The organism is Flavobacteriales bacterium (assembly GCA_016700415.1).
Taxonomy (GTDB): domain Bacteria; phylum Bacteroidota; class Bacteroidia; order Flavobacteriales_F; family PHOS-HE28; genus PHOS-HE28.
In genome coordinates this window covers 3,616,107-3,642,535 of record CP065018.1, presented here as the reverse complement: position 1 = coordinate 3,642,535, position 26,429 = coordinate 3,616,107, and the positions used below count along the sequence as shown (strand labels likewise).

Here is a 26,429-nt window from a genome sequence, read left to right as displayed (position 1 = left end):
CATCCCGAAGGAGCATTCGGACCCAGTAGCTTCGCCGATCTACCGATGGATACCAATGGACCGGCCATGCTGATCGGGATGATGAAGGTGACAGCCTATGTCCTCGTCGCCTTTGCGCAATACCGGATGATCCGCCGCGTGGCCAGTGGCCGCATGAAGGCCGTTGTGCTCTCCTGGTTCGGCTGGTCACTACTGATGGGCATCAGTGTGGTGGCCCAGTTGCAGGCCGGGGCTTGGGCCTGGGACTGGAACGTGTTCAGCGTGCTGCTATCCGCCATGGGTTGCGTGCTCATCGGCATCACCGGGGTGTGGAGCGGGAACTACTCCCGGGGAAAAGGCGATGTGCTCTGCCTGCTGGGCTTACTTTGGCATGCATGGGCGTCTTCCTCCTGTCCTCCGACCTGGATCACCACGGTCCTCGCCATCACTGCGGACCTGCTGGTGGCCATACCCATGTTGGAACGCGCCTTCAAGGACCCCGCCGGCCACCGCACCGATGCTTGGCCCATCGTCCTCTTTGCATGGACGCTCACCGCGACCAGCATCCTTTTCAATTTTTCTTGGCTGCACCTGCTGTGGCCGCTCTACCTCATCGGCTTCAGCGGGCTGATGACCTACCTGACGTTCTTCCTGAACCCGTGGAGACTGGAGCAGGATTGAATGTAGCCGAACTTCCTTCCTGCCAATGATCAGCGATCAATTCCCCACAACGCAGCGGCCTTCACCGGAATACTGCAGACCGATCCTTATGTGCGGATCACCGGCAAAAAGGAGCGCAGCATGCAGGAAGAGAACCTGCCCTACCTTTCCCTGCACCGGCCGATCATCCTCGTGGACATCGGTGGGAATGAGGCTATCACACCCCCATATCACCCTCATCCTGAACCAGGACAGCACAACACCATGACGCACTACAAGTACAACCCGTGGGACCTCCGGCCCGGCATCTGGGGTATCCGGAACTACTACACCACCTTGGAGGAACGCGCCATTTCCGGCGCGGTCATCTCACCAGGATACATCGCCATGACCGTGGCCGCCGCCGGTCTGGCCACGGCCGGCCTGCTCCTCAACAGCCCGGCCGCGATCATCGGCTCCATGTGCGTGGCCCCGTTCATGGCCCCATCACGCGCTGTTTGCATCGGTACCATCTTTCGGATGCCGGGATCGCCGCACGTGGTCTGTTCAAACAGGTCGCGGGCTTGTTGATCATCGGTAGCGGGATCGCCTACCTGATCACCATCGCTCTTCAGCACTTCTTGGGCGGCTACACCATCACGCCGGAGATCGCGCTGCGGGCGATCCCCACCTCGCAGGATCTCGCCTTGAACCTCATCATCGCCATCTCCGCCGGTGCCGCTGCGGCACTGGCGCTCACCGCCGAGCCCCACCGCATCGAATCGCCGGGGCCAGGTCCTGGATGCCGTTATCGGGGTGGAGATCGCAGTATCCCTCTTACCTCCGGCAGCCGTCGTCGGTATCGGGCTCGCATTCGGGAACACGGACGTCGCATCGCACGCCCTGTTGCTCATGCTCCTCAACATCATCGGCTTGGACATCATCGGCAGCGGGCTCATCCTGGTGATACGCGGGATCCGTCGCCGATCCCTCGAACAAGAGAAGGCCATCCGTACCACCACCGCCCGGACGGTGGAGCGTGTGCCGGGCTTCATGGATGAAGGCAGCACCATCAATGTCACTTTGCTGAGTGCCTCAGAGGCCTTGATCAATGTGATCGTCCGGCGCCATTTCGGCGGTGAGGTCCCGCAAACGTTGGCCACTACCATTGGTGACGATGTACATGAACAGACCGGTTTCCGGAGCGACATCACGGTGGAGGTGATCCCGTTGATCACACACAAGGGTTTGGAGTGATCCCTTATTGCGCTTGGCCATGCATGGCCGGGAACGAACATGGGCCGACCAATGATCAGTGACCCTGACCGCTCGACCACAACATCCGGCGCGCAGACCAGTGTCACTCCTAGCGCCATCCGTTCCATCTGTGTTTGGAACCGGTGCGTGATGAAGCGCCCTACGAGGATGGCCACCAACATCGTCAAATGTATCGGCCCGAATGCGGACAAGACGATGGCGAGTGATTCGGGCCGGAGCGGTCGCGGGGTGATATCACCATAGCCCACAGTGCTCATGGTCATGAAGCTGAAATAGATGAAGTGCGCCTGATCGGTCGTCAAACTTTCCAGTTTCACGTTGTTGAGCGACCCTGGGAAAGCGTTCTCGATCAACATGAACTGAAGCCGCCGACGATCCCGACCAGCAGGTACACATTGATCGCTGCGAACAAGACACCGATCGTCACGTTCGAAGTGCGAAAAATGAGGCGATCAGCTGATATGCCACGTAACTATAGAACACCATGTAGAAGAGGAAACCCACATAGAACTGACGGTGGCGTTCGTGCTGAACAGCCCGCCCGCGTTGATGACGATCACCAACGCGGACATGCCGAGCCCGATGTACATATTGGTGACCAGGGTATGCACGGCATACACGCCCATCACCAGCACCAAGCTCAAGCAGGCGTAGGCGATCTCCCTGTGGTATGCCGTGGTGAAGAAGAAACTGGGGAATACCAAAAACAGGACCAGCGCATAGAGCAGATAGCGGTAGCGTCGCCCCAGCACGTGGTTGATGAAACCGAAGCGCATGTGGAGAGGGCGTGCCGTACGTTCCATGGACCCGCCCAATGTAGGGGATCCCGGACATCCCGCGCCTTCACGAACTGCCACATGGACCCTTGTCGGGAAACGAATTGATGCGATCTCAGAGACCTTGTGCAGGATCGACAGGACCGCCCCGGCATGAAGGAGACAACAATGTTCTTGATCTGCTCTTCCACATTGAACGTTGTTCAAGCTTTCCTCGCCACCCGAATGAGGCCCAAGGGGCGTTATGCGATCACTTTCGACTGTGTGTGGAGATGGCATTCCCCTGCATCCAGCCTTACCGGGCGGTCACCCGTCGTCCCTGCAACCTACTCCTTAATAAACCGACTTATGACACCATCATCCGTGCGGATCGTATTGCCCCGGCGCAAGCCCTTCCACCGCGATCGTCGATGAGCGCCGCAGCCGTTGAAGTGTGCGCCCGAGCCCGTCGATGAGCACGCCGTTCACCGGTTCCGACAAGTTCAGTGTTTTTCGTGCCGGATTCGGAAAAAGCGTCAGCAATGAAGGAACTTGAGTCACGATCCCCGTGATCCCGCTCCAATGGTAACGCGCAACGAAAAGGTCGATATCGAATGCATAGAGACCACCGTTGGGGTCACAAGCGTATCTGGAGTGACCCAGCGGCTTGGATCCAGGTCCAATGCCTTCTGGAAGCGGCTTACTGTCACCATGCTCCCATCGGCTAACAAACCTGCATCGGTCATCTGTTCGATACCGCCTGGTACATCGTTGAGCGCGAACGCACTGGAGTAATTGACCTCCTAGGGTGTAAGTGCCGTACCAGATCCCTTCATCGGGTCCACTACTTCCCAACAAGGTCACACCCGACCTGGCTCCACATCGCTGAAATAGGTGATGAAACCACCCACCACCAGTACGCCGTTCCGTAGCCTCATGCGACCGATCTGGCATACGCCATCCACACCGTTGTCGGTCTCGCCGATGTGCGTGACCGATTGTACCGCTCCTGCGCTTGAATACCGGATGATGAACCCGTCCTGTCCTTGACTATTGTCGTCGGCTTGCAAGGTGAAGGTGCCAGGCGCATGATCCGGATCAAAGTCGGTGGTCCATGTGAAATAGCCACCTGCGTATACATCACCGTTCGCGTCCACCACCACTTCCTGGATGGCGTCCCAGCCGCCCGGCTGCCCCATGTTCGTATCACCCATGCGGCTATACCACTGATGGACCAGGCCGGCGTCCAGCTTCACGATGAAGCCGTCGTAGCCCATCACTGCAGTAGCGACTACAGCGCCCGGTCCGGATCCATGTCCATGCTCCCATCGAAGGTGCCGCACAGGTAGATGTTTCCGCCGCCATCCACGGTGAGGCCACGCACCTGGACATATTCATCGGTGGCCGGCACACTGAACGAGATCACGTTCAGCAAGGAGCCTTCCGCATCGATATCCGTCAGGAACGCGCCACGCGGCAGAGCCACCGCAGACCCGTTTCCCAAGGTCACGTTCGCCGCCACCTCGTTCCACCCGGCAGCATACACTGACCATTGGGACCCATCGCCAGCTCCCGCGCACCGTTTTCCGTACCCCCGTGGGCCACCCATGCGAAGCGATCCGTCCGCGTGCAACTTCTGTACATAAAAATCGAAGCTTTGTGCAGTGGTAGCGCTGTTACCGGTACCCGGATCGAAGTCAACAGTCCCCGAGAAATGCCCGCTCACGTACACGTTGCCATCGGCGTCCATCATCGCCGCGTTCACGAATGCGCCACCCGGCGTGGCCATCGGTACTTGCCAAAGGAGCGTGGCATCCGCATCGTACACCGCGATGAAATTCTGGCCTGCAGCCACTGTTCCGCTCCCCGCCACGTCGAGATCGACACCGCTGTTGCCACCACCGACCAACACAAAGCGGTCGTTGTCATTCGTCGCCATCGCATAGCACCTCCAGGACCCCGCCCGGGTATAGATATCCATATCCCCATTCCGGTGTCTGGGCTGCCAGCGAACTTGCAATAAGCATCGTGAAAAAGAGGAAAACGATCGATCGCATGGAAAAGCAGTTTTTGGTGTTACGCAAAAACTGCGCAACAAGCATCCGGCACCTCGCCACCTGACCGGCTGATGAACAACTCGATCGTTGATCCGTATGCACCGAATGGTCACATTAATAAGATCCTGCCGCACCCTCCTTCAACACGTCGGAGAGGTTCTTGGATAGCCAAATGGAGGGACCTTATCCAGTTCGAAGTGAACCCCGTGCTGACCACAGCGGTTTCCGCCGCAAGGGCTGAGCAGTAGTGCGGCGGAGGTTCGGAAAGGCACCCTGCAATGGCCCGACATGCTCCAGCACGCACCACGTCGGTCAGCCAAGCTGACGATCATCAGGAACCGGAGATCCTCCCTGCATTTCCTTGTGCTGTTCCCAAACCTTCGACCCATGTCCCGGTTACCACGCCAACTCCTGCCCGCAGTATTCACGATGGCCGTTCTCCAAGCCACCGCACAAGCGCCGGCCAATGACGCTTGCGCGGACCCGCAACCCGTGGCCTGCGGAACGAGCGTGACCGGTACTACGCTGGCCGCAACAACGGATGTCACCCCGTACTGCGTAACGGCCATCAGCGCACCGGGGGTCTGGTACACCGTGCAGGGTGTGAGCGGATCCATCACCGTTTCCACCTGCACACAGTTCAGTTTCGATACCAGATCAACGTGTATGAAGGCACCTGCGATGGATTGCAGTGCATTGGCGGGAATGACGATGGAGGAGGTTGCGGTTTTGGATCGCAGCTGACCTTCGCCACTTGGGACGGCGGTGAATACCTGGTGCTGGTGCAAGGGTACAATGGTGCCACCGGGACCTTCACGCTCTCGGTCGATTGCCAGGAGATCCCGAACGACGAGTGTTACGGAGCACTTCCCATCAGTTGCGGCGAGACCTTGGAAGGCTCCACGGCAGGTGCGACACCGGACGACAACATCCCCTGCCAGACCTCCCTTACCGCGCCCGCCGTGTGGTATGTGGCCACCGACCTGGTGGGCAATGTGGTGGCCACCACCTGCCCCGACCCTGCGTACGATACCCAGTTGAGCGTGTACCGCGATCCTGTGGCACGCTCCCTGTGTGGTGGGCAACAACGATACGCCCGGCGTGGGCACGTGCTCCACGGTGCAATTCGATGCCCAGCCCGGGGAAACATACTTCTTCCAGGTCCACGGCGTGGGGTCGGCCAGCGGGGCGTTCAGTCTGGGCGTGCATTGCACCACTTGCCCGGCACCGACCGACCTGGGCATCACCACCACCGGGACGCAGGCGGTGGTGCAATGGACCACCGCTAACCCGACCGCCCAGTTCGCGATCGAGTATGGACCTGTCGGTTTCACGCCGGGCACGGGCACCACGGTCACCGGCCAGAACGGGGTCGATGGCCCACCGGTAACGATCAGCGGACTCACCGAAGAGACGGACTACGCCCTGTACCTCTACGAGCAATGTGCCACCGATAGCAGTTACGTCACGGGGCCCATTGCCTTCACCACGTTGGGTCCTATGCCGCCGAACGCCATCTGCGCCGGGGCCTTGCCGATCTCGTGCGGGTATACCATCACGGCGAGCACGGCCATGGGGCTGTTCACGGCAGGACCCGCCTGCGGTCCGGCGAACATCACCAGCAAGGGCCTGTGGTACGCCTTCTCCGGCACGGGCGAGGAGGTGACCTTGAGCACCTGCAATGGAACGGCCTATGATTCGAAGATCAGCGTGTTCACCGGATCGTGCAGTGCGCCGATCTGTGTGACAGGCAATGACGACGCCCCCGGCTGCGGCACCCGATCACGCGTGGTGTTCCCCACTTTGATCGGCACGGACTACCTGGTACTTGTGCATGGCTACAACGTGGCGGAAGGTGAATTCACCCTGTCCATGTCCTGTGCTCCGGCCTGCAGCCCCTTGGCCGAGGGCGACCAATGCGCGGATGCTGTGTTGCTGACCCTCCAACCGCTCGGCACCTGCACCCCCACCACGGCAACGAATGTTTGCGCATTCGTGCAACCGCTGGCCAATCCGAGCTGCAACCCCTTCGCGCCTATCGTTGATGTCTGGTTCAGGTTCAACAGCGGGCAGGCCGTAGGCCATCAGGTATTGCTCGCCGCAACGGCTGGACAACCACTGAACATGGCGCTATACACAGCCTGTGCGGGCACGGAGATCAGCTGCACCATGGATGTCGCGGGAGCGCTCACACTGCCGGGTCTCGCCCTGGGCACCGATCACCTCCTTCGTGTGTGGAACGCCGGTGGAGCAGATGCCGGCGAGTTCACCATCTGTGTGGAGGCCGACTTGACCACCGGCCTCGTGGATGCGCCAACGCACCAGCCCGTCGTGCTATGGCCCGTGCCTACCAACGGACTTGTATACTTGGATCTGGACGGCACCGGGCAACACGTGGTGGTGCGTGATGCCTTGGGCCGCGTGGTGCTGTCCACCGTATTGCGAGGCACCGCACCGCACATGATCGATGCAGGCCCTTTGGTGCCGGGAAGCTACTGGCTGCAGGACACCGGTTCGGGAGCAGTGATCGGTAGGATGGTACGGGAATGATCCCGGCTCACCCACGGTCCGGCCCTGTTCGCTTCTCTTCAGTGATCTACACTTGACTAGGAAGAAAATCCTTATCGACGGGACAAGCCTAGACCGTTGCGAAGGTTTGGCAGGACACCCAGCGGTGGTTTAGTATGAGCTTTGGATCAGCAATGGAGCGAAGAGAAACGAAGATGAGGGCGTGGTCATTGGGGGACTAGGCATACTTGCTGCTGAGATCGACGAAGACGACCGCAGCCACATTGGATACCCCGCTACGGAATACGCAAACTGTAGCTTGCACTGCTGCCGCAGTATCCGCATAGGGCGCAACGACGCGGACGAACTTGTCGCCAAGTTCAAGAGGCACTGTGACCAACCCGGGATGGATATTGGGCTTTGGGATCTGCCCACGCTAAGACCCTCCCCTAGAGCAACGAGATAATTATTGGCAAAGGGCCTGTGTACAGGTCGATATCCCAGCTCCGAGACGCAGGGTCGCCGAAGCGGCAGGCCGGTGGAGGTTGGGATGGACACCCTGCGGTGGCTTAAGTACGGTGGTGAGGACACCCTGCGGTGGTCTATGCCTCGGGAACGCGAGGGGACCCGGCTGTGGTCGAGTTCAAAACTCGCACATATTGGAGGACCGAATAACTTCGTCCCCAATGTCAGGTTCTACTATCACCCCACCGATAGTCTTCATCTCCTATTCACATGATGACGATGCACACAGAAACTGGGTCCTCCAGCTTTCGACACGTCTTCGGTCAAATGGGGTAGACGCGCTGTTGGATCAGTTCAATCTCACCTTGGGGAGCGACCTCGCAACCTTCATGGAAAAGGGGTTGACCACTTCGCACCGCGTGATCTGTATCTGCTCGAAAAGGTACGTCGAGAAGGCGAATGGTGGAACGGGTGGAGCAGGCTACGAAAAGCAAGTCCTCACGGCGTCATTGGTCCGTGATCAAAACACGGACCTTGTAATCCCTATCATACGAGCGAACGATCTGGAACAGCCAGTCCCGACCTTCCTTGATGGGAGGAAGTATCTGGACATGAGGGATGACCGCTTGTATGAGAGCAAGTATGACGAGCTGCTTCGGAACGTTCTTGGTGTTCCCGTTGTACCGATTCCACCGATTGGACCGAACCCTTACGAGAACATCAAGGCGTTCTCTAATGTGCAACTGTTGCCAGCGAACGAGCAGTACCACAACCCCTCCTACACAGGTCGTGTGACATTCGACTACACGAACAATAACGGTCGGTATTCGATCGGTCTGGGGGATATGCTCTTTACGCTGACGTTCTCAACGGCAGGTCAAGGCGCAATCCACTTCTACAGCGACAGCCCGAACATTCGAGGTATCGCTATCGCGACCCGTGCTCACGAGTTCGAGGAGGTCGTCGATGCTCGTCGCTACAACTATTCGTCGCGAGCCAGAACTCTTCACAACGGACAAATCGCCACAGCGCAGAATGTGAACGGCTTCTATGCAGCGATCAAGATCATCAGTGTACAGGCTGAAGACCGAGACACTGGAGAAGGGCAGATCGAGTTCGACTACAAAATCCAGACGAACGGCTCTCCCGGTTTTTCATAACCCATGCGGACCTTGACTCCGCGTAGCCACAGGCAACGCTCAGAGGGACGGCACGCTACGCGTAGCTGAGGGGGCTTAGAACGCCAATCCTAAGCTGATACGCAAAGCACCGAACCGGGCATCGTAGTTCTGCTGGACTGTACTGCCGTATCCATAGTAGGGGTCAAACCATTGTATTTCGTACAACAACTGCTGATAGTCGTACATGACTGAAACATTGAATGCAACACTACTTGACACTTCAGTATGAAGGCCCACACCACCAGCGAATTCAAGTCCGTTCATGAAGATTCGATCATTCATAATTCCATAATATGAAGGCATTTCAAATTTTGCAGGCATCACACCAATGGAATATCCAGCTTGGATGATAAAGGATGGTGACAGTTTTCCTTGGATTGGAATTGCCCGTATATCAATAAATATCGGAATCTGACCATGTGATGATGAGATAACATCCGAGTATGTACTGGTTGACTTCATGTAGTACTCCAGCCCAACTCCAAGACCAAGGGAAATAACACCATCGGCCATCCATAGTCCATTCACTGTTTCCAGACGAACGTAGTTATTAGAGGCGTTCTTACCTCCAAGGTTGGACGTTCCCAACGTACTCTGAACGGTACCGCTATAGTTACCTACACCCAATCCGATCCCTAAGGAGGTCGTGTTCACGAACCCTGAACGCACATATTCAGAGGGCTGGGCCGATCGTTGTACGCCACGTGCTTCCGGAGTTGCCCGGTCCTCCTCTTTGGTAATCTTCTCTACTTCGCTTATCGCATAGACGAACACACTGCCGTCCCTTGTTTGGATCTTCAAACTCTCATTGGGCACCTGCTCGATGATCATGCCCCGGATGACCGGAACCGTTCTTCAGGTAAACGACGTCGACCGTAGCCTGTGCGTGTGCCGAAGAATGGAGCACGAGGAGTACGAGAATGGTGAAAAGGCGTTGGAAAATGGAGCGCATCGGGCGATGTATCAACGTTGTTCCTTGGTGCATCTTCTCGACTTGGTCCATCGCGTAGACGAACACACTGCCGTCGGCGGTCCCGATCTTCAGGGACACGTTGGGCACCTGCTCGATGACCATACCCCGGATAACCGAACCGTTCTTCAGGTATACCACGTCCTGCCACTCTTGCGCAGGGCTGCGGGGTTCCCGGCCCTGCTCTTGCGAGGAACCGCTGGCACCCCCGATCAACAAGCCGATCCCCAGCAGCAAACAGGATCAACCCGATCAGCCAACTCACGAACAAGAACACGAGAAAGCCGACGACCGACAGCACGATTCCGAACACACGCATGGCCAACTTTCCTCCCATCACTGCCATCGTTGCTCATGGCACGGCTCTCCCGCTGCTCCATCACCTTCGCGGCCTTCACTTCCTCCACAGGGGATCGTTCCACAATGTCTTGTGGTGCCACACCTGTTCGTCCGGGATCGGTCATGATGGGCGTGGGCCGCAACCTGTCCGGTTGCACAGCCGGTGCAAGCGCGGCTCCCGGACCGGCCGAAGCTTCCGCGACCGGCTCGAACTGGTCCACTGACCGGAAATGGCCGTATCATGTGCCTCTGCCACAGCCTCGATCTTGGCAGGCTCGATCGGCACGGGTTTCTTCCTTGCCCTTGGCGAACTCCATGTGGTAACCCGGCCGGTACCGCCGCTTCTCCACGCTCAGGTGTACGGCACAGGAAGAAGCAAGGAGCGCGAAGCCCAGCAGTGCTGCGATGCATCCCCGGAAGTGTGTGCCGACCCTCATCCTTATCTACTTCGTATCCGATCACTTCGCGGCGGCGCTCGCTCACAGGGTGCCGACAATCGCGCGGCAAAACCAGGGTACGCTTGGCGGACAAGCTCGTGCCTCTGGAAACTCTGTGAAAGGGTTGAGCTTATTGCAAAACGAAGCTTCGGACCTCACTCCATGGGCCGACCGTATTGCAGTCGCTGCTCTTGCCTCGGACGTACCAGTAGATCGTTCTACCATGGAAGCCACTGCCGAGTTTGGCCGTATAGGTATACGAGGTTCCGCTCCCGCATCCGTAGCTCGCGCCCAGCGACCCGGTACCGCCAGTGGACAGATTATACCAAGCTCTCAATTCATATCGGCTGGCATTGGATGCAGCGTTCCAACTGAAGATAATGGGAGGCCACACACCTGTTGACCCGTTGGGTGGCGTCAGTAGGATAGGTGTCCCTATTTCTGTTGGTGTCGGTGGCGTCCCCCCACCACCATTCGGTCCAGTTGGCGTTGTATTGTCGTCCTTCTTACATGCCAAGGCCAAGAAAGGGAGGACGGCAAGCGTCATGGGGAAGAGATGCTTCACGGCTCGCTGAGTGTTTGTGAGTACGGCGGCAAAACAACCCCACCATCTCCGGCTGGCCTTCCTCCAATGGAGGAGAGAATCTACCTTTGGTGGGAAACATTCCCACGCATGTCCGATCAGCTGGCTCCTCCTTCACGCATAGGCCATCGTATCCGCAAACTGCGCGAGTTGAAGAACCTTACGCAGGAGCACTTGGCCGAAGAACTCGGCATGAGCGTTTCGGGCTATAGCCGCATCGAGCGGGACGAGGTGAAGCTGAGCAGCGACAAGCTGGTGAAGATCTCCGAGGTGCTGGGCATTTCACTGGACGACCTCATGCGGTTCGATGAGACCCTCATCTTCCAGAACAACGGAGAGCATCAGCGATATGGTTTCGCACAAGCCTTCGCACATAACTCCGTGATCAACGACATTGAACATATGGAGCGGTTGTACCGCGAGCAGATCGATGCGCTGAAGGAGGAGATCAAGTTCCTGCGGGAGGAGTTGAGGAAGCGGTGAGAGGGAGAAGGCCTCGAGTTGCAAACTCGCGGCAGCGGGGGGCTACGAGAAACCGCTGCGGTGGTGAGGAGGACACCTTGCGGTGGTTTATAAAGAGTTAAGGGTAAGGTTTCCTCCATTGGATAACACCATCCCGGACCGGGGCATAACTCTCAATGGGAAGGAAGAATGGCATAGGTGTCTTCCTTGTCGAACTTGGTCAGATAGTGAAATGCGTTGCGTAGCCTGAGCTTGGCATCCACAACGTGCGGCTGTAATATCACGTTGCGAATCATAGCTCGACGCGATGGCATTGAAAAGATTCCCTCAATGGGGCCGCCTCCATCCATAGTAGTGGTCCTAAACCCGAGTACCTTGTTAAGGACACGTTCCGCATAATAGGTCGAAAGCATGTATTGTTCCTCGCCCGGAAAGGCAAATGCATCCGAGAAGAATTCCAATATCTTGTATGCAAATTCATTATTGATCATTGCCTTCATGTGGTTTCCTTCCACTTGTGCATTCTCTGTGGTGACCGGGTTGTACTTATCCGGAGTGAACGTTCGCCTCGCGATAACCTTCTCCACGTTTTCTATCGAGAATGGGAGCATCATCTGAAGGCCGATGGACTGATAATTTGCGAACGGCTCGCGTAATGCCTTTACATTCTCGAAGATGAAAGCCATCGGTTGCAATTCCCGGACGGCCTTCACCGCTGTCGGGAACATGTCCCTCGAGTCCTCGTAAGCCCGGTGCTTTCCGCCCAATGAAAAGGGCTGGCAAGGCGGACCACCGGACACCAGTTCCACTTCGCCGACGGATCGAAGTCTACCTGCTTTCGCCTTGAACGACTTTCCAACCTTGTACCAAAGGGAAACCCAAGGCCTTGTTGTTGCGGATCGTATCGCAAGACCACTTGTCCCATTCAACAACAGCACGGGCATGAAAGCCTGCTTTATGCAAGCCCAAGCCAAGGCCACCACCACCGGCAAAGAGTTCTAAGGAGCGCATGAGTTCAAGTAAGTGTGAACCGGTTTGACAGAAATTGCGTCATTTCTCAGACGCTCAACATGAGCTCTTCCAATAATCCGTTTTGACTGCCTATATTGTTTTCAAGATTGCTTTCTCAAGGGATGAAGCTCTGCGTGAGGATTGCAGCGGACAGCCCAGGCCGGTAATCCGCCGAGGACTAGAGTGGAAAGCCGACGGCGCTGCATTGAGCAAGAAGTGCGCCTGAAGGACTCCAACTCCGGGGCGGCCATGCTCTTCAACGCAAGCACTTGGCATCGGTCGACGGAGTCTTCAAATTGCTCATCGAGATCGCTTCCATCCTCACGTTTCACCCATAGAAAGTAACCACCGACCTCAGCACCTTCGGTTTCAATCGTGAAGCGCAGACCTCCATGTTCAGCATGAAGAAGAACTACGTGTCCAGTATTAGAGGACATTCCTACTTGCTCAAGTACATACTCCGCTCCCCATACACCTGTCTAAAGAACGGATCCTTCAGGTCCTTGATGAAGTAGATCGCCTCGCCGGTGCTCTTCATTTCAGGCCCGAGGCTCTTGTCCACATTGGGGAATTTGTCGAAGCTGAAGACGGGCACTTTGATCGCGTAACCATCGAGCTGCGGCTTGAAGGCGAAGTCCTTGAGCTTGGCGCCGAGCATCACCTTGGTGGCCCAGTTCACGTAGGGCTCGCCGTAGGCCTTGGCGATGAAGGGCACGGTGCGGCTGGCGCGCGGGTTGGCCTCGATCACGTAGACCACTTCGTCCTTGATGGCGAACTGGATGTTCACCAGGCCGACGGTCTTCAGCGCGAGGGCGATCTTGTGCGTGTGGTCGCGCATCTGCTGGATCACCTTGTCGGGCAGGTCGAAGGGCGGGAGCACGGCGTTGCTGTCGCCGCTGTGGATGCCGGCGGGCTCGATGTGCTCCATCATGCCGATGATGCGCACCATCTCGCCGTCGCAGATGGAATCCGATTCCGCTTCGATGGCGCCGTCGAGGAAGTGGTCAATGAGGATGCGGTTGTCGGGCATCAGGCGGAGGATGTCCAGCACCTGTTCCTCCAGCTCCTGCTCGTTGATGACGATCTTCATCTTCTGGCCGCCGAGCACGTAGCTGGGCCGCACCAGCAGCGGGAAGCCGAGGGTGCGGCTGAGCGCGATGGCCTCTTCCGCGTTGTTCACCGCGCCGAACGCGGGATACGGAATGCCGAGGTCGCGCAGGAGGCTGCTGAAGCGCTCGCGGTCCTCGGCCATGTCCAGCGCGGCGAAGCTGGTGCCGATGATCTTGATGCCGTATTTCTCCAGCTTCTCGGCGAGCTTCAGCGCGGTCTGCCCGCCGAGCTGCACGATGACGCCCTCGGGCTTTTCGTGGAGGATGATGTCGTAGATGTGCTCCCAGAACACCGGCTCGAAGTAGAGCTTGTCGGCGGTGTCGAAGTCCGTGCTCACGGTCTCCGGGTTGCAGTTGATCATGATGGTCTCGTAACCCATCTCCTTCGCCGCCAGCACGCCGTGTACGCAGCAGTAGTCGAACTCGATGCCCTGCCCGATGCGGTTGGGGCCGCTGCCTAAGACCACGATCTTCTTCTTGTCGCTGCGCACGCTTTCGTTCTCCTCCTCGAAGGTGCTGTAGTAGTAGGGCGTCTTCGCGGGGAATTCACCGGCGCAGGTGTCCACCAATTTGTACACGCGTTTGATGCCGAGTTCGTTCCGCTTTTTGTACACTTGGCTTTCTAAGCAATTGAGCAGGTGCGCCACTTGCCGATCCGCGTAGCCTTTCTGCTTCGCTTCGAAAAGCAGGTCGCGCGGAATGGTTTCCAGCGTGTATTTCTCCACTTCCTTTTCGGTGAGGATCATGTCCTCGATCTGCTTCAGGAACCAGATGTCGATGCGCGTGCGCTCGTGGATGGTCTTGAACGGGATGCCCGCTTTGATGCTGTCGTACACGTGGAAGAGGCGGCTCCAGCTGGGGTTGCTCAGGCTGTCCAACAGCACGGCGACATCGGTGGTCTCCTTGCCGTCGGCACCGAGGCCGTTGCGTTTGATCTCCAAGCTCTGACAGGCTTTCTGCAAGGCTTCCTGAAAGCTGCGGCCAATGCCCATCGTCTCGCCGACGCTCTTCATCTGCACGCCGAGCCTGCGGTCGCTGCCTTCGAACTTGTCGAAGTTCCAGCGCGGCACTTTCACGATCACGTAGTCGAGCGTGGGCTCGAAGAAGGCGCTGGTGCCGGTGATCGGGTTCTCCAGTTCATCCAGGCGGTAGCCGATGGCGAGCTTGCTGGCGATCTTGGCGATGGGATAGCCGGTGGCCTTGCTGGCGAGCGCGCTGCTGCGGCTCACGCGCGGATTGATCTCGATGGCGTAGATCTCCTCCTTCTCGTCGGGGCTCACCGCGAACTGCACGTTGCAGCCGCCGGCGAAGTCGCCGATGGAGCGCATCATCTTGATGGCCGTTGTGCGCATCTTCTGGTAGGTGCGGTCGCTCAACGTCATCGCGGGCGCCACGGTGATGCTGTCGCCCGTGTGGATGCCCATCGGATCGAAGTTCTCGATGCTGCAGATGATCACCACGTTGTCGTCCTTGTCGCGCAGCAGCTCCAGCTCGTACTCCTTCCAGCCGAGGAGAGCCTTGTCGATCATCACCTCGTGGATGGGGCTGATCTGCAGGCCGTTCTTCAGCAGCTTGTCGAATTCGGCGGGATCTTTCACGAAGGCCGCACCGGCGCCACCGAGCGTGTAGCTGGCGCGGATCACCAGCGGGAAGCCGAACTCTTGCGCCACCTTTTTCCCTTCGAGGAAGCTGGCCACCGTTTTGCTCGGCGCCATGGGCACACCGATCTTTTCCATCAGCACGCGGAAGCGTTCGCGGTCCTCGGTGACGTCGATGGCCTCGGTGTCCACGCCGATCATGCGCACGCCGTGCTCCTTCCAGATGCCGAGCTTCTCGCATTCGATGGCGAGGTTCAGCGCGGTCTGGCCGCCCATGGTGGGCAGCACCGCGTCGATCTTGTGCTGCTTCAGGATCTGCTCGATGCTCGCGGTGGTGAGCGGCAACAGGTACACATTGTCCGCCGTGACCGGATCGGTCATGATGGTGGCGGGGTTGCTGTTGATCAGCGTGACCTCGATGCCTTCGTTGCGAAGCGAGCGGGCGGCTTGGCTGCCGGAATAATCGAATTCGCAAGCTTGGCCGATAACGATGGGTCCACTGCCGATAAGCAGGACCGACTTGATGGAATTGTCTTTTGGCATGTCCGGAGGGTATCCGGGCCGCGAAGGTATCCCATGGCTTCCGTGCCGTACTTGGATCGTGGAAAAGGTGGGCGGATCGTGGAGAAGTGTGTTGAGCCGCAAGCCACAAGCCGCAAGCTGTGCGTCGAAGGCTTCAAGCGTGGAGCTTGCGGCTTGAGGCTCGCAGTTTAATCCGACAGCCCTCGGCAAACCTCCGGCCCGTATCTTGCGTCTCCTCCCATAAGCGGCCACGACATACCTTTCGCCGTCCTCATCCCCAACCAACGAACATGAAAGCCATCTTCCTGTCACTCGCCCTAACAATCGGCCTCGGTGCCTTCGCCCAAGAAGGCGACCATACTCAAAAGACAGCCGCCGAAAAGGCCGAACGCCGCACCGAACAAATGGTGAAAGACCTCGGTCTCGACGCCGCACAGCAGGAAAAGGTGGCCGCCATCAACCTCACCTATGCCAATAGCATCAAGAACGTCAACACCATGCCCGACAATGCTGCCCGTGAGAAGCGTGGTGACGTGGTGAAGGCCAACCGCGACAACGAGTTCAAAGCCGCCCTCACCCCGGAGCAATACAGCAAAATGCTCAGCCTTCGCGCTGAAAAGAAAGCGGCGCACAAGGCGGACAAAAAGGATAAAAAGGACAAGTCCGAAGACTAGGTTTTTACACCCGATCTCCAAGGGCTGTTCCGATCCGGGGCGGCCCTTGTTTTATGGATAGTTGTCAGTTGTCCGTTTTCAGGCGTCGCAGCCCCAAACCTGTCGCATTCCGTTGCGCCCCGTTGCGTCCGTTGCGGTAAATCCTCACGACAACCTCCGGCCAACCCGCATTCCTTTGCGCTCTCTGCGTGCTTTGCGGTTAAAAACACAACACCACCTCCGGCTTTTCCCCGAACTTCGCCGTCCATTTTCAACACCTCATGCCACGCATCTCGCACAAAGGGCGCATCATGCCGTCCTCCCCCATCCGCAAGTTGGTCCCCTTTGCCGAAGCCGCCAAGAAACGCGGCGTCGAGGTCCTTCACCTCAACATCGGCCAGCCCGACATCCACAGCCCCCAAGTGGCATTGGACGCGATCCACAAACTGGACATGCCCGTGCTGGAATACAGCCACAGCGCCGGTTTCGAGAGCTATCGCCAAGGTTTGGCGGAGTACTACGCGGCGCACAACATCGCCGTCACCAAGGACCAGATCATCGTGACCACCGGCGGTTCCGAGGCGCTCCTCTTCGCCATGATGGCCTGCTTCGACCCCGGCGACGAGCTGATCATCCCCGAACCCTTCTATGCCAACTACAATGCCTTTGCCATCGAGGCGGGCGTCACCGTGGTGCCTTTGCGCAGCTCCATCGAGAACGGCTTCGAGCTGCCGCCGGAAGGTATTTTCGAGGCTCATATCACCCCGCGCACCAAGGGCATCCTCATTTGCAACCCCGGCAACCCCACCGGCCGTGTGTACACCGCGGACGAGTTGGAGCGCCTCCGCAAAGTGGTCCTCAAGCACGACATCTTCCTCTTCGCCGATGAGGTGTACCGCGAGTTCTGCTACGACGGTACCAAGCACATCAGCGCGATGAACCTCGAGGGGATCAGCAACAACGTGGTGCTGATCGACAGCGTGAGCAAGCGCTACAGCATGTGCGGTGCGCGCGTGGGCGCCTTCGTCAGCCGCAACGAAGAGTTGATGGGGACGGCCATGAAGTTCGCCCAGGCCCGCCTCAGCCCGCCCACCTTGGGCCAGGTGGCTTCCGAGGCCGCGCTGAAGACACCTCAGAGCTACTTCGCCGAGGTGAACGCGGAATACCGCGAACGCCGCAACATTTTAGTGGACGGCCTCAACACCATCCCCGAAGTGGTATGCCCCATGCCCAGCGGCGCCTTCTATTGCGTGGCAGACCTGCCCGTGGATGATGCCGACGTCTTCTGCCAATGGCTGCTGGAAGAATTCGAGCACAACGGCCATACCTTGATGATGGCCCCGGCCTCCGGCTTCTATGCCGAGCCGGAGCTGGGCAAACGTCAAGTACGCTTGGCTTATGTGCTGGAAAAGGAAAAACTCCAGTTGGCGGTGGAATGCCTGCGTGTGGCCTTGGAAAAGTACCCGCGCACGGTGTCCATGAAAGAACGGCAGGAGGCCGGTAGGCATTGATCTTTCGCTTGCGGCTAGCACCAGGTCCTCGGGTGGCGTTCGGTGGGACACGTCAAGGCTTTAGCACCCCATTTGTTAGTAAAAATCCGCGCAAACTTGTCTTTATGCGGCATTTTCAGCAACCTTTGGGGAAGACCCGCGTCTTGTTCTTGGCTCATGGTCCTTTTCGAGTGGATGCCCACACCGCCACAGATACTCCCAGGTGTGCTTTCCCGAATAACCCGAGGCCCGTTGTATGGCGAATAATTACCTGACCTCCCTCTTGCTTCGCAAGACACTTCACCGTACCTCTCAGTCGGCTGCCGGTTTGTTCGTCCTGCTGCTGTGCAACGCCTCCCCGGCATGGGCCACTACCTGTGCCAATGCCATCGTGATCAACCCCGCATCCCTGCCCATCGTGGGCCAGGCGGTCACGTGCGGAACGACCGATGACCTCAACTCCACCACTGTGCCCGGCGCCATCTGCGGGACGGGGGACCTTGATTTCTACAAGGACGGGAACGAGGCCCTCTACAGCTTCACCCCCACCATCACGGGCGTCTATCAGCTTACACTCGAAGGGCAGACCTGGAATTCCGCCATGGTCTACATCGGCTGCCCCACCTTGAACAACTGTCTTTACGGCGATGGCACCGCAGGCAGTACGGTCAGTTTCGCCGTGACGCTGACCGCCGGCACCACCTACTACATCTGGTTCGATACCTGGCCAAGCCCGGACAGCCCCTGCCCCGGCACCTTCAGCTTGGGCCCACCGCCGCCACCGCTCACCAACGATAACCCGTGCCAGGCCACAACTCTGCTGGTGAACGCCACCTGTGTGAACACCACCGCCACCACATCGGGTGCAACAGGAACCACGGGCGTACCCGCCCCTACCTGCGCCAACTACAACGGCGGCGACGTCTGGTTCGCCATCACCGTGCCGGCCTCCGGCGCGGTCACCGTCACCACCTCCGCCGGGGTGATCACCGACGGTGGCATGGCCCTCTACACCGCCACCGCCTGCAACGGCACCTTCACGCAGATCAGTTGCAACGACGACGCCAACGGACTGATGCCGGAGATCGTGGCAAGCGGCCTCACCGTCGGGAGCACCGTCTACGTCCGTTTTTGGGAATATGGGAATGACAACCCCGGATCCTTCTCCATCTGCGCCACCACCTTCACCCCCCCGACCCCGCCCGTCTGCGGCGCCATGTTCTACGATCCCGGAGGAGCTTCCGGCAACTATGCCAACAACACCAACTACACCGTCACCATTTGCCCGATCAACCCCGGCGATATGGTCAGCTTGGTCTTCAGCGTGTTCAATACGGAGTTCATCGACGGGCTCAGCATTTATGACGGCACCAACACCGCCGCCCCTTTGCTCGGAACCTTCACGGGCAACACGCTTCCCCCGCTCCTCATGGCCTCAAACCCCAGCGGCTGCCTCACGGCTCAATTCATCTCCGACGGTTCCGTCACATATGCCGGCTGGGCCGCGCAGGTCATCTGCACCACACCTCCCGCAGGGGATTGTATCTACGTCCTGCGGATGCATGACAGCGGGGGAAACGGCTGGGGCACTTCCTTGGTTCGTGTCCGCATCAACACTGGCACCTGGACCAATTATACCGTCACCGCCACCGACAACATTGTGTTGATCGGAGTAAACCTCGGCAACCTCATCGAGATCGAGTACGTCGTTGCCACCGGGCCCAATCAGGACCAGAACTCCTATTCGATCGCCAAGTTGGGATCGAACCCCTACTTCACTTCGGCCACCCCGCCGGCGGCGGGCATCACCTTCTACCAGACGGTCACCTGTGGCCCACCGCCCGCACAACCGCAGGACTGCGCCGGAGGTATCACCATCTGCAGCTCACAAGCCATCGTCAACAACAGCTCCAGCACCGGCGATGTGATGGACCTCGACGCATCCAACCAAGGCTGTCTCTCCTCCGGCGAGCGCCAAGGCACTTGGTACTACTTCTCGCCACAGACAGACGGCACCATCGCTTTCTCGATCGCACCCGCCAACGGCACGGACGACTATGATTTCGCCGTGTGGGGACCTTATGCTAATGCCCAATGTCCCACGGAGCCGCCCCTGCGCTGTAGCTATGATGCCCCGGGACCATACACCACCGGCCTCAACTCAACGGCCACGCTGACCACCGAAGGAGCGGCCGGGACCGGTTGGGTGCGGGACATTCCCGCACTCGCCAACGAGGTATACGTCCTCTACATAGACAATTTCTCCACCTCCGGGCAAGCATTCAACCTCAGTTGGCAACTCACGAACACCTCATTGGACTGCACCACCCTCCCCGTGGAACTCATCGCCTTGGAGGCCACCGCCAACGACCCCGTGATCGACGTCACCTGGGCCACCGCCACCGAACACAACAGCCAGCACTTCACCGTGGAACGGAGCCCGGACAACGAGGTCTTCACTCCGATCGGCACGGTGGCCGCCGCTGGCAACGCCCAGTTCCGGAATGATTACCTCTTTGTGGACGAAAGCCCGTTCAGAGGCGTGAACTACTACCGCTTGGAGCAAGTGGACCTCGACGGCACCACCAAGCGCTCCCACACCGTGGTGGCCTCGCTTTCCGAAGGCGACGGCAGACCCTCCATTTACCCCAACCCGGCTACTGATGAACTGAACGTGGTCTTCGCAACACTGATGGACAAGTCCATGAAATTGGTGGTCTTGGACGCCTTGGGCAGAACGGTGATCTCGGTCAACATGGACGCCATGCCCGGCCAACGCACCACGACGGTGCCCATTGACCAGTTGGCCCCGGGTTGGTACAGCCTCCGCATCGACCTGGCCGATGGAGGGACGCTCACTGGTGGGCAATTCCTGAAGAAGTAAGCCGTCGGGTGGCGGTCCTTGGCAATTCCGGTCAAGGCCCATTTCCTGGGCCGTTGACGGGATCCTTTACTCCATTGCTCTTCCCGAGGAGACCTTGGAGTGTAAAGTGCATATCGAAGGCAACTTGTCCCGTTTGGGAACGTCTTCGTACCGGAGGCTTGTTCAAAACCTCATTGTGCACCAATTGACATTCACTTACGGAATTTTCAATATTGGCCAATATTCCCCCACGAAAAAGCGCTTCGGAACACAATACGAAATAACCGGGATCCAACAGACACATGGCCACCTCCACCGGCCCCCCCCTCGAAAAGCAGGCACGCTTCGGCCTTGCGCTATGCGTTGCGGCCGGGATGCTGATCACTACATCGTCAACGGCCCAGACCTCCAGCAACACCTGCGGAACGCTCGCCGCGAACAAGTACCCGGTGAACAGCACCTGCGTGCCTCAAGCATTCAATACGGTCACAGGCTACACGGCCGTGTACAATCCCGGGGGGTGTAATGCTACCGCCAGGAAGGATGCCTTCGGTTGGTTCCAAGCAACCACCACCTTGACCACCGTGCGCTACACCCCAACGGGCGGTGCGGATGCGATCCTCCATGTCCTGGCCGCATGCGGGGGAGCGGTGCTTGGTTGCTCCGATGTGGGCGTTGGCAACGGCGCCGAGACGGTGACCATCCCCACGATACCGGGCAACAACTACTATGTGCGGGTGCAGCGGTACAACAGCAATACCAACATGACCGGCAACCTTTGCATCTTCAATCCTACATGCCTCTTCAGGCTCACCTTGAACGATAGCTACGGGGACGGGTGGGCGGACATTTTTGGTCAGGCCTATGTGGAGATCATTGTCAACGGCGTGAGCTTGGGCCTGTGGTCCCTCAATGCGGGATTCACCGGCTATGTGGATTTCGGGGTGACCGATGGCGACATCGTGCAAGTGATCTACAGCGATGGCGGGGCGCTATTCTACGATGAGAACTCCATGGATCTCAGCGTGAACGGGCAGTGCCTCTTCCAGTCCTATACCCCACCGAACATCGGGCTGGCCTATTCCGTGACCGCGGACTGCACGCCTTCTACCACCGCTTTGGCGCAGGACTGCGTCGGCGGGGCCACCATCTGCGGAAATGCCAGCATTACCAACAACAGCGTATCCACTGGTTGCGTGCTGGACCTCGATGCCTCCAACCAGGGATGCCTGACCTCCTTTGAACGTCAGGGGTCATGGTATTTCTTCTCGCCTTCCTCCAGCGGCACCGTGGGCTTTACCATCACCCCCTCCGGCAACATAGACTATGACTTCGCCATCTGGGGCCCCTTCTCCAGCGTGCAATGCCCCACCGGCCCGCCGGTGCGGTGCAGCTGGGCGGACGGGCTGTTCACCCCCACCTACCTCACCGGCATGGGGAACGGGGCCATGGATGTTTCCGAGGACCAGAATGGTGACGGCTGGGTGCAGACCCTGAACGTCATGGCCGACTCGGTCTATGTGCTCTATGTGGACAACTTTTCCAGTACGGGGCAGGCCTTCATCTTGGATTGGGAGCTCACCAACGGCGCTTCCCTGGACTGCACCACCCTGCCCGTGGAACTTATCGACCTTCAAGCAAACGCCCGCAGCCCCGTGATCGACGTCACCTGGACCACCGCCACCGAGCACAACAGCCATCACTTCACCGTGGAGCGCAGCCCGGACAATGTGACCTTCACCTCGATCGGCACAGTGGCCGCCGCCGGGAACGCCCAGTTCCGGAACGACTACCTCTTCGTGGATGAAACGCCCTTCCGCGGCGTGAACTACTACCGCTTGGAGCAGGTGGACATGGACGGCGCCAGCGTGCGCTCCCAGACCGTAGTGGCCACCCTCACCAACAGCGAGGACCGGCCCACCTTGTATCCCAATCCGGTATCCGACGTGCTGAACGTGGTCTTCCCCCCAGCGATGGGCAAACCGGTGAAACTGGTGATCTTGGACGCCTTGGGCCGGGCGGTGGCAGCGGTAAGCACGGACGACCTGTCCGGCCAACGCACCGCGCAGTTACCCATCGGCCAATTGGCACCGGGTTGGTACAACCTCCGGATCGACCTGGCTGACGGAAGCGTCGTTACAGGTGGTGGCTTCTTGAAAAAATAGAAGGGCCGCCAAGCCTCCATAAGCTGAATATCCGCACGGGCCCGTGCGGAAAATTCAGGGGAAGGGCAAGGATGGCCGCCGGAACGCCCGGACCGGACCGCGATCCAGGGCCAATGACCCAAATACCCCAGCGGATCCATCCGGGGCGGAAGAACAGACCTGCGGCACGGCCGGGGCTCACTTCCATACCGCATGCTCTTGGCCCCCCTATTTCCCCTGCCCTTCTATTTCATGATGTGCAACTTGTTAAGAACTTAATCGTACACACATTGATTTTCGTCCGATATAACATCAATTTGGTCGAAAATAAAGCACCGAAAGGCTCCTCGGTGTGCATGGTAGGTCCTCAACAAATAGCATTCGCATGGTCACACCAGCAATCCTCCGCTTTTCGGTCAGGCCCAAAGTGCGCTCATGGAAGTGCCTGCTCGGCGCCTTTCCTGTCTTGTTTCTCCTGCTTTCCGGGACCGGCGATGTACAGGCTCAGGAACCTGTCCAACATGTGTACACCGCCCGATTGATCCGCTCTGAAGGGGTGAACCCTTTCAAGCCGATGTTGGCGGATGTGCTGAACTGGCTCCCGGAAGCGGAGATCACGCTGGAACGCGAGGAGGATGTGCTCCACATCCGGACGCAGGGTGAACTTTCACCCGTTGAAATGCGCGCCCATCTGGAACCATACGGAATTCAATTGGCCGCGTTCCTCAAGGACGGGGTACCCCTGGCCGGCACAGTTGATGAAGGAAAAACGCTCCCCTGGCTTTCGGACCTGGAACGGGGAGCCGAGCTCGGCCCTGAAGAGATCGCCGCGCGCAAGGATGCCTGGGTGCTCGACCATCCTGAGGAATATCTCCGCTTGCTCAATTCAGCACCCACAACCCCTGAGCCCCGATGAGGACCCGTGTTTCTCGCGATCTACTGACCGTTGTACCGCTTTTGGTCGCGTTCCAGTTCGTTGTACCGGGCCCCGGGGCCTTCGGTCAATGTACCAACAACAACACCCTGTTGGGCTCGGCCATCACGCCGCCCTGCCCCGGCACGACCACCGTGCCATGCATCACCGGCGGCCAATATGCGCTGGTGAACGTCACACTCGGGAATATCTACTCCTTCTCCACCTGTGGCGCGGCCTGGGACACACAGATCACCATCTTCAACAACACCGGCGGCGGAAGCCTGGGGTACAATGATGATAGCGGAGCATGTCCTGCACTTGGCCCCTCCTATCTGGGCTGGACGGCCACCTTTACCGGCCAATTACGGGTATTGGTGGATGCCTATCCCTGTGCCTCCAACAGCCTCTGCGCCACCCTCACCATCACCTGTGCCACGGTCCCTGCTGCCGTTACCAACAATGAATGCGCCGGTGCCATCACCCTTAACGTGAACGACGTCTGCACGATGCAGACATACTCCAATGCGGGCGCCACGCGCTCCACCACTACCCCGAACCCTACCTGCGGGGGCACCTTCACCAATGGCAATTTCAAGGATGTCTGGTTCAAGTTCACCGCACCGGCGAACGGGGTGGTCATCATCGAGACCGCGCCCGGCACCTTGACGGATTCCCGCATGGCACTCCTCAAGGGCACCTGCGGTTCGTATACCAATGTGGATTGCGACGATGACGGAGGGGTGGGCTATATGTCCAAGATCGACCGCAGGTGCAACCCGTTGGTGCCCGGTGCCAACTACTTCATCCGGGTATGGGGCTATGCCGGGGCCACCGGAAGCTTCGGCATCTGCATCCGCAGCTTTACGAGCTTCCCGACCCCTCAGGAGGATTGTGTAGGCGGCAATACCGTCTGCAGCAGCGACCCCATCACCAACCAAGTGGATTACGTGGGCTGTTCCAACGACCTCACCGGCTCCAACCGCGGCTGTCTGATGGGCAATGAACGCCAAGGTAGCTGGTATTTCTTCACCCCGTCCGTAGCCGGTACCGCTTCGCTCACCATATCGCCTATCGGGGGCAATGTGGATTACGACTTCGCCATCTGGGAGCGCGACGCGTTGCAATGTCCTCCCGTAGGGGCACCCACGCGCTGCTCTTGGGCCTACCCGCCGAACGTGCCCTTATATCCTGCTCCCTCCTCGTTCCAGACCGGCATGCGGCCTGCATCCTTCGACCTCTCGGAAAGCGATGTCGGCGACGGCTTCGTGGCCCCCCTGCCTCTTGTGATGGGCAAGATCTACATCATGTACATCGACAACTTCGATGTCACAGGGCAATCCTTCAACCTGACCTGGTCCTTCACCGGCGGCGCCTCCCTCGATTGCACCACCCTGCCCGTGGAGCTTATCGACCTCCAAGCCATCGCCCACAACACCGTGATCGATGTGACATGGGCCACCGCAACGGAAAAGAATTCCGACCATTTCACGGTGGAACGAAGCCCCGACAACGAGACTTTTGCCCCCATCGGCACCGTGGCTGCCGCCGGTGATGCACAAGGCAGGAACGACTATAGCTTCGCGGATACCGACCCCTTCATAGGCGCCAATTATTACCGCCTTAAGCAAGTGGACTACAACGGGGCCTTTGAATACACCCGTACCGTGGTGGCCTTCATGGGCCAGACGGGCACCCGGCCCGTGATCTTCCCCAATCCCGCCACGGACCGGCTCAACGTGGCCTTTACCGCGACCATGGACGGCCCCGCCCTGATCCACGTGCAGGATGCTCTCGGCAGGACCGTTGCCGAGACCTCCGTGCAGACCGCCCGCGGTGAACAGACCACGGTGATCCCCATCGAAAAGCTGGCCCGGGGTTGGTACGGCCTCAGCATCGCATTGCCCGACGGCAGCGTGCTTCCCAGCGGGGGATTCCTGAAGAGGTGAGCCGCCTGCGCGCCTGTTCGGGGTCTAAGGCTTCCGTTGGGCAATTGCTCCTTTCGCACCAGATCGAGCGTCCCTAACGCGGGCACGCGCTTTCACGCAGCCCCTCGGTGAGGACAGGTCCGTACGGTTTCCGACCATTCACTGCCGTCCGGGATAAATTTTGGGCGTGTCATTTCCGCGATTCCGGCTCGGAGGCCGGGGTCGCGAAAATGCCGAAAATGCTTGCCCAATAAAAACGAGGCCCTCTTTGCTATGAATTCCTTCAATGCTCTTGCTGACGTGCTTTTCCGGATGACTCCGCATTTTATCCCGGACACCGGTATCCGACCATTCAAGAGATTTGCGGACCTCCCTCCCTTATGCACATGAGCGTTTATTGCGCGCCACACCACCTGTGGAAAACTTTCAAGGCAACCTAAGCCCGTGCATCCGTCTTCCACCTGTGGAAGCCCTACCCAAGCCCCATAGCCCCATGCATTGCCTCCGTCCGCCCATGCCATCTTGCGCTGACAATGATTACCTTC

At 58.8% G+C, this 26,429-nt stretch carries 17 protein-coding genes and 3 pseudogenes; 12 read left to right on the top strand and 8 right to left on the bottom strand.

What is annotated here, in order from left to right; genetic code table 11:
• The first annotated feature begins 45 nt into the window (after positions 1–45).
• Complete coding sequence (locus tag IPP95_15245; protein ID QQS72500.1) at positions 46–660, top strand: hypothetical protein; 615 nt, start codon at positions 46–48, stop codon at positions 658–660.
• Between the two features lie 243 nt (positions 661–903).
• Positions 904–1,875 (top strand): annotated as a pseudogene (locus IPP95_15240) (DUF389 domain-containing protein).
• Between the two features lie 152 nt (positions 1,876–2,027).
• Here IPP95_15240 and IPP95_15235 read toward each other — a convergent pair.
• The 4 genes and pseudogenes from IPP95_15235 to IPP95_15220 form a co-directional block, all read right to left on the bottom strand.
• Positions 2,028–2,252, bottom strand: a pseudogene (locus IPP95_15235) (two pore domain potassium channel family protein).
• A 96-nt stretch (positions 2,253–2,348) separates the two neighbouring features.
• The gene (locus tag IPP95_15230) at positions 2,349–2,699 is read right to left on the bottom strand and encodes a hypothetical protein (GenBank protein QQS72499.1); all 351 of its coding nucleotides are present in this window, start codon (positions 2,697–2,699) and stop codon (positions 2,349–2,351) included.
• An 812-nt stretch (positions 2,700–3,511) separates the two neighbouring features.
• Positions 3,512–3,928, bottom strand: a complete 417-nt coding sequence (locus tag IPP95_15225) for a hypothetical protein (protein QQS72498.1) — start codon at positions 3,926–3,928, stop codon at positions 3,512–3,514.
• A 14-nt stretch (positions 3,929–3,942) separates the two neighbouring features.
• Positions 3,943–4,590: a hypothetical protein gene (locus tag IPP95_15220; protein QQS72497.1), complete on the bottom strand. Its 648-nt coding sequence runs from the start codon at positions 4,588–4,590 to the stop codon at positions 3,943–3,945.
• Between the two features lie 505 nt (positions 4,591–5,095).
• Here IPP95_15220 and IPP95_15215 point away from each other — a divergent pair.
• From IPP95_15215 to IPP95_15205, 3 genes are all read left to right on the top strand, one after another.
• Entirely contained in the window at positions 5,096–5,452 is a 357-nt protein-coding gene (locus IPP95_15215) for a hypothetical protein (GenBank protein ID QQS72496.1), read from the top strand.
• A 333-nt stretch (positions 5,453–5,785) separates the two neighbouring features.
• Positions 5,786–7,258 carry a hypothetical protein gene (locus IPP95_15210; protein ID QQS72495.1) on the top strand — a complete coding sequence of 491 codons (1,473 nt, stop codon included), beginning with the start codon at positions 5,786–5,788 and terminating at the stop codon, positions 7,256–7,258.
• A 644-nt stretch (positions 7,259–7,902) separates the two neighbouring features.
• Positions 7,903–8,841, top strand: a complete 939-nt coding sequence (locus tag IPP95_15205) for a toll/interleukin-1 receptor domain-containing protein (GenBank protein QQS72494.1) — start codon at positions 7,903–7,905, stop codon at positions 8,839–8,841.
• A gap of 75 nt (positions 8,842–8,916) precedes the next feature.
• Here the strand turns inward: IPP95_15205 and IPP95_15200 are convergent, their stop codons facing one another.
• Together IPP95_15200 and IPP95_15195 are read right to left on the bottom strand one after the other, a co-directional pair.
• Positions 8,917–9,693: a hypothetical protein gene (locus IPP95_15200; GenBank protein ID QQS72493.1), complete on the bottom strand. Its 777-nt coding sequence runs from the start codon at positions 9,691–9,693 to the stop codon at positions 8,917–8,919.
• Entirely contained in the window at positions 9,668–10,069 is a 402-nt protein-coding gene (locus tag IPP95_15195; GenBank protein QQS72492.1) for a hypothetical protein, read from the bottom strand. Before IPP95_15195 ends, IPP95_15200 begins: the two co-directional genes overlap by 26 nt.
• Before the next feature lie 1,212 nt (positions 10,070–11,281).
• Between IPP95_15195 and IPP95_15190 the strand changes: the two genes are divergently transcribed.
• Positions 11,282–11,674 carry a helix-turn-helix transcriptional regulator gene (locus IPP95_15190; GenBank protein QQS72491.1) on the top strand — a complete coding sequence of 131 codons (393 nt, stop codon included), beginning with the start codon at positions 11,282–11,284 and terminating at the stop codon, positions 11,672–11,674.
• Between the two features lie 152 nt (positions 11,675–11,826).
• Here IPP95_15190 and IPP95_15185 read toward each other — a convergent pair.
• Both IPP95_15185 and carB read right to left on the bottom strand, forming a co-directional pair.
• A pseudogene (locus tag IPP95_15185) lies at positions 11,827–12,664 on the bottom strand (DNA cytosine methyltransferase).
• A 439-nt stretch (positions 12,665–13,103) separates the two neighbouring features.
• Positions 13,104–15,914 carry a carbamoyl-phosphate synthase large subunit gene (carB, locus tag IPP95_15180; protein ID QQS72490.1) on the bottom strand — a complete coding sequence of 937 codons (2,811 nt, stop codon included), beginning with the start codon at positions 15,912–15,914 and terminating at the stop codon, positions 13,104–13,106.
• A gap of 269 nt (positions 15,915–16,183) precedes the next feature.
• Between carB and IPP95_15175 the strand changes: the two genes are divergently transcribed.
• The 6 genes from IPP95_15175 (at position 16,184) to IPP95_15150 (ending at position 25,905) form a co-directional block, all read left to right on the top strand.
• Complete coding sequence (locus IPP95_15175) at positions 16,184–16,567, top strand: hypothetical protein (protein ID QQS72489.1); 384 nt, start codon at positions 16,184–16,186, stop codon at positions 16,565–16,567.
• 260 nt (positions 16,568–16,827) lie between these two features.
• Positions 16,828–18,057: a pyridoxal phosphate-dependent aminotransferase gene (locus tag IPP95_15170; GenBank protein ID QQS72488.1), complete on the top strand. Its 1,230-nt coding sequence runs from the start codon at positions 16,828–16,830 to the stop codon at positions 18,055–18,057.
• 235 nt (positions 18,058–18,292) lie between these two features.
• Entirely contained in the window at positions 18,293–20,920 is a 2,628-nt protein-coding gene (locus tag IPP95_15165) for a hypothetical protein (GenBank protein QQS72487.1), read from the top strand.
• A 281-nt stretch (positions 20,921–21,201) separates the two neighbouring features.
• Positions 21,202–23,064, top strand: a complete 1,863-nt coding sequence (locus IPP95_15160; GenBank protein ID QQS72486.1) for a T9SS type A sorting domain-containing protein — start codon at positions 21,202–21,204, stop codon at positions 23,062–23,064.
• A 364-nt stretch (positions 23,065–23,428) separates the two neighbouring features.
• Positions 23,429–23,959 (top strand): hypothetical protein, encoded by a 531-nt coding sequence (locus IPP95_15155; protein ID QQS72485.1) that lies wholly within the window; start codon positions 23,429–23,431, stop codon positions 23,957–23,959.
• On the top strand, positions 23,956–25,905 hold the full coding sequence (locus IPP95_15150) for a hypothetical protein (protein ID QQS72484.1): 1,950 nt from the start codon (positions 23,956–23,958) through the stop codon (positions 25,903–25,905). Before IPP95_15155 ends, IPP95_15150 begins: the two co-directional genes overlap by 4 nt.
• The last annotated feature ends 524 nt before the right edge of the window (positions 25,906–26,429 follow it).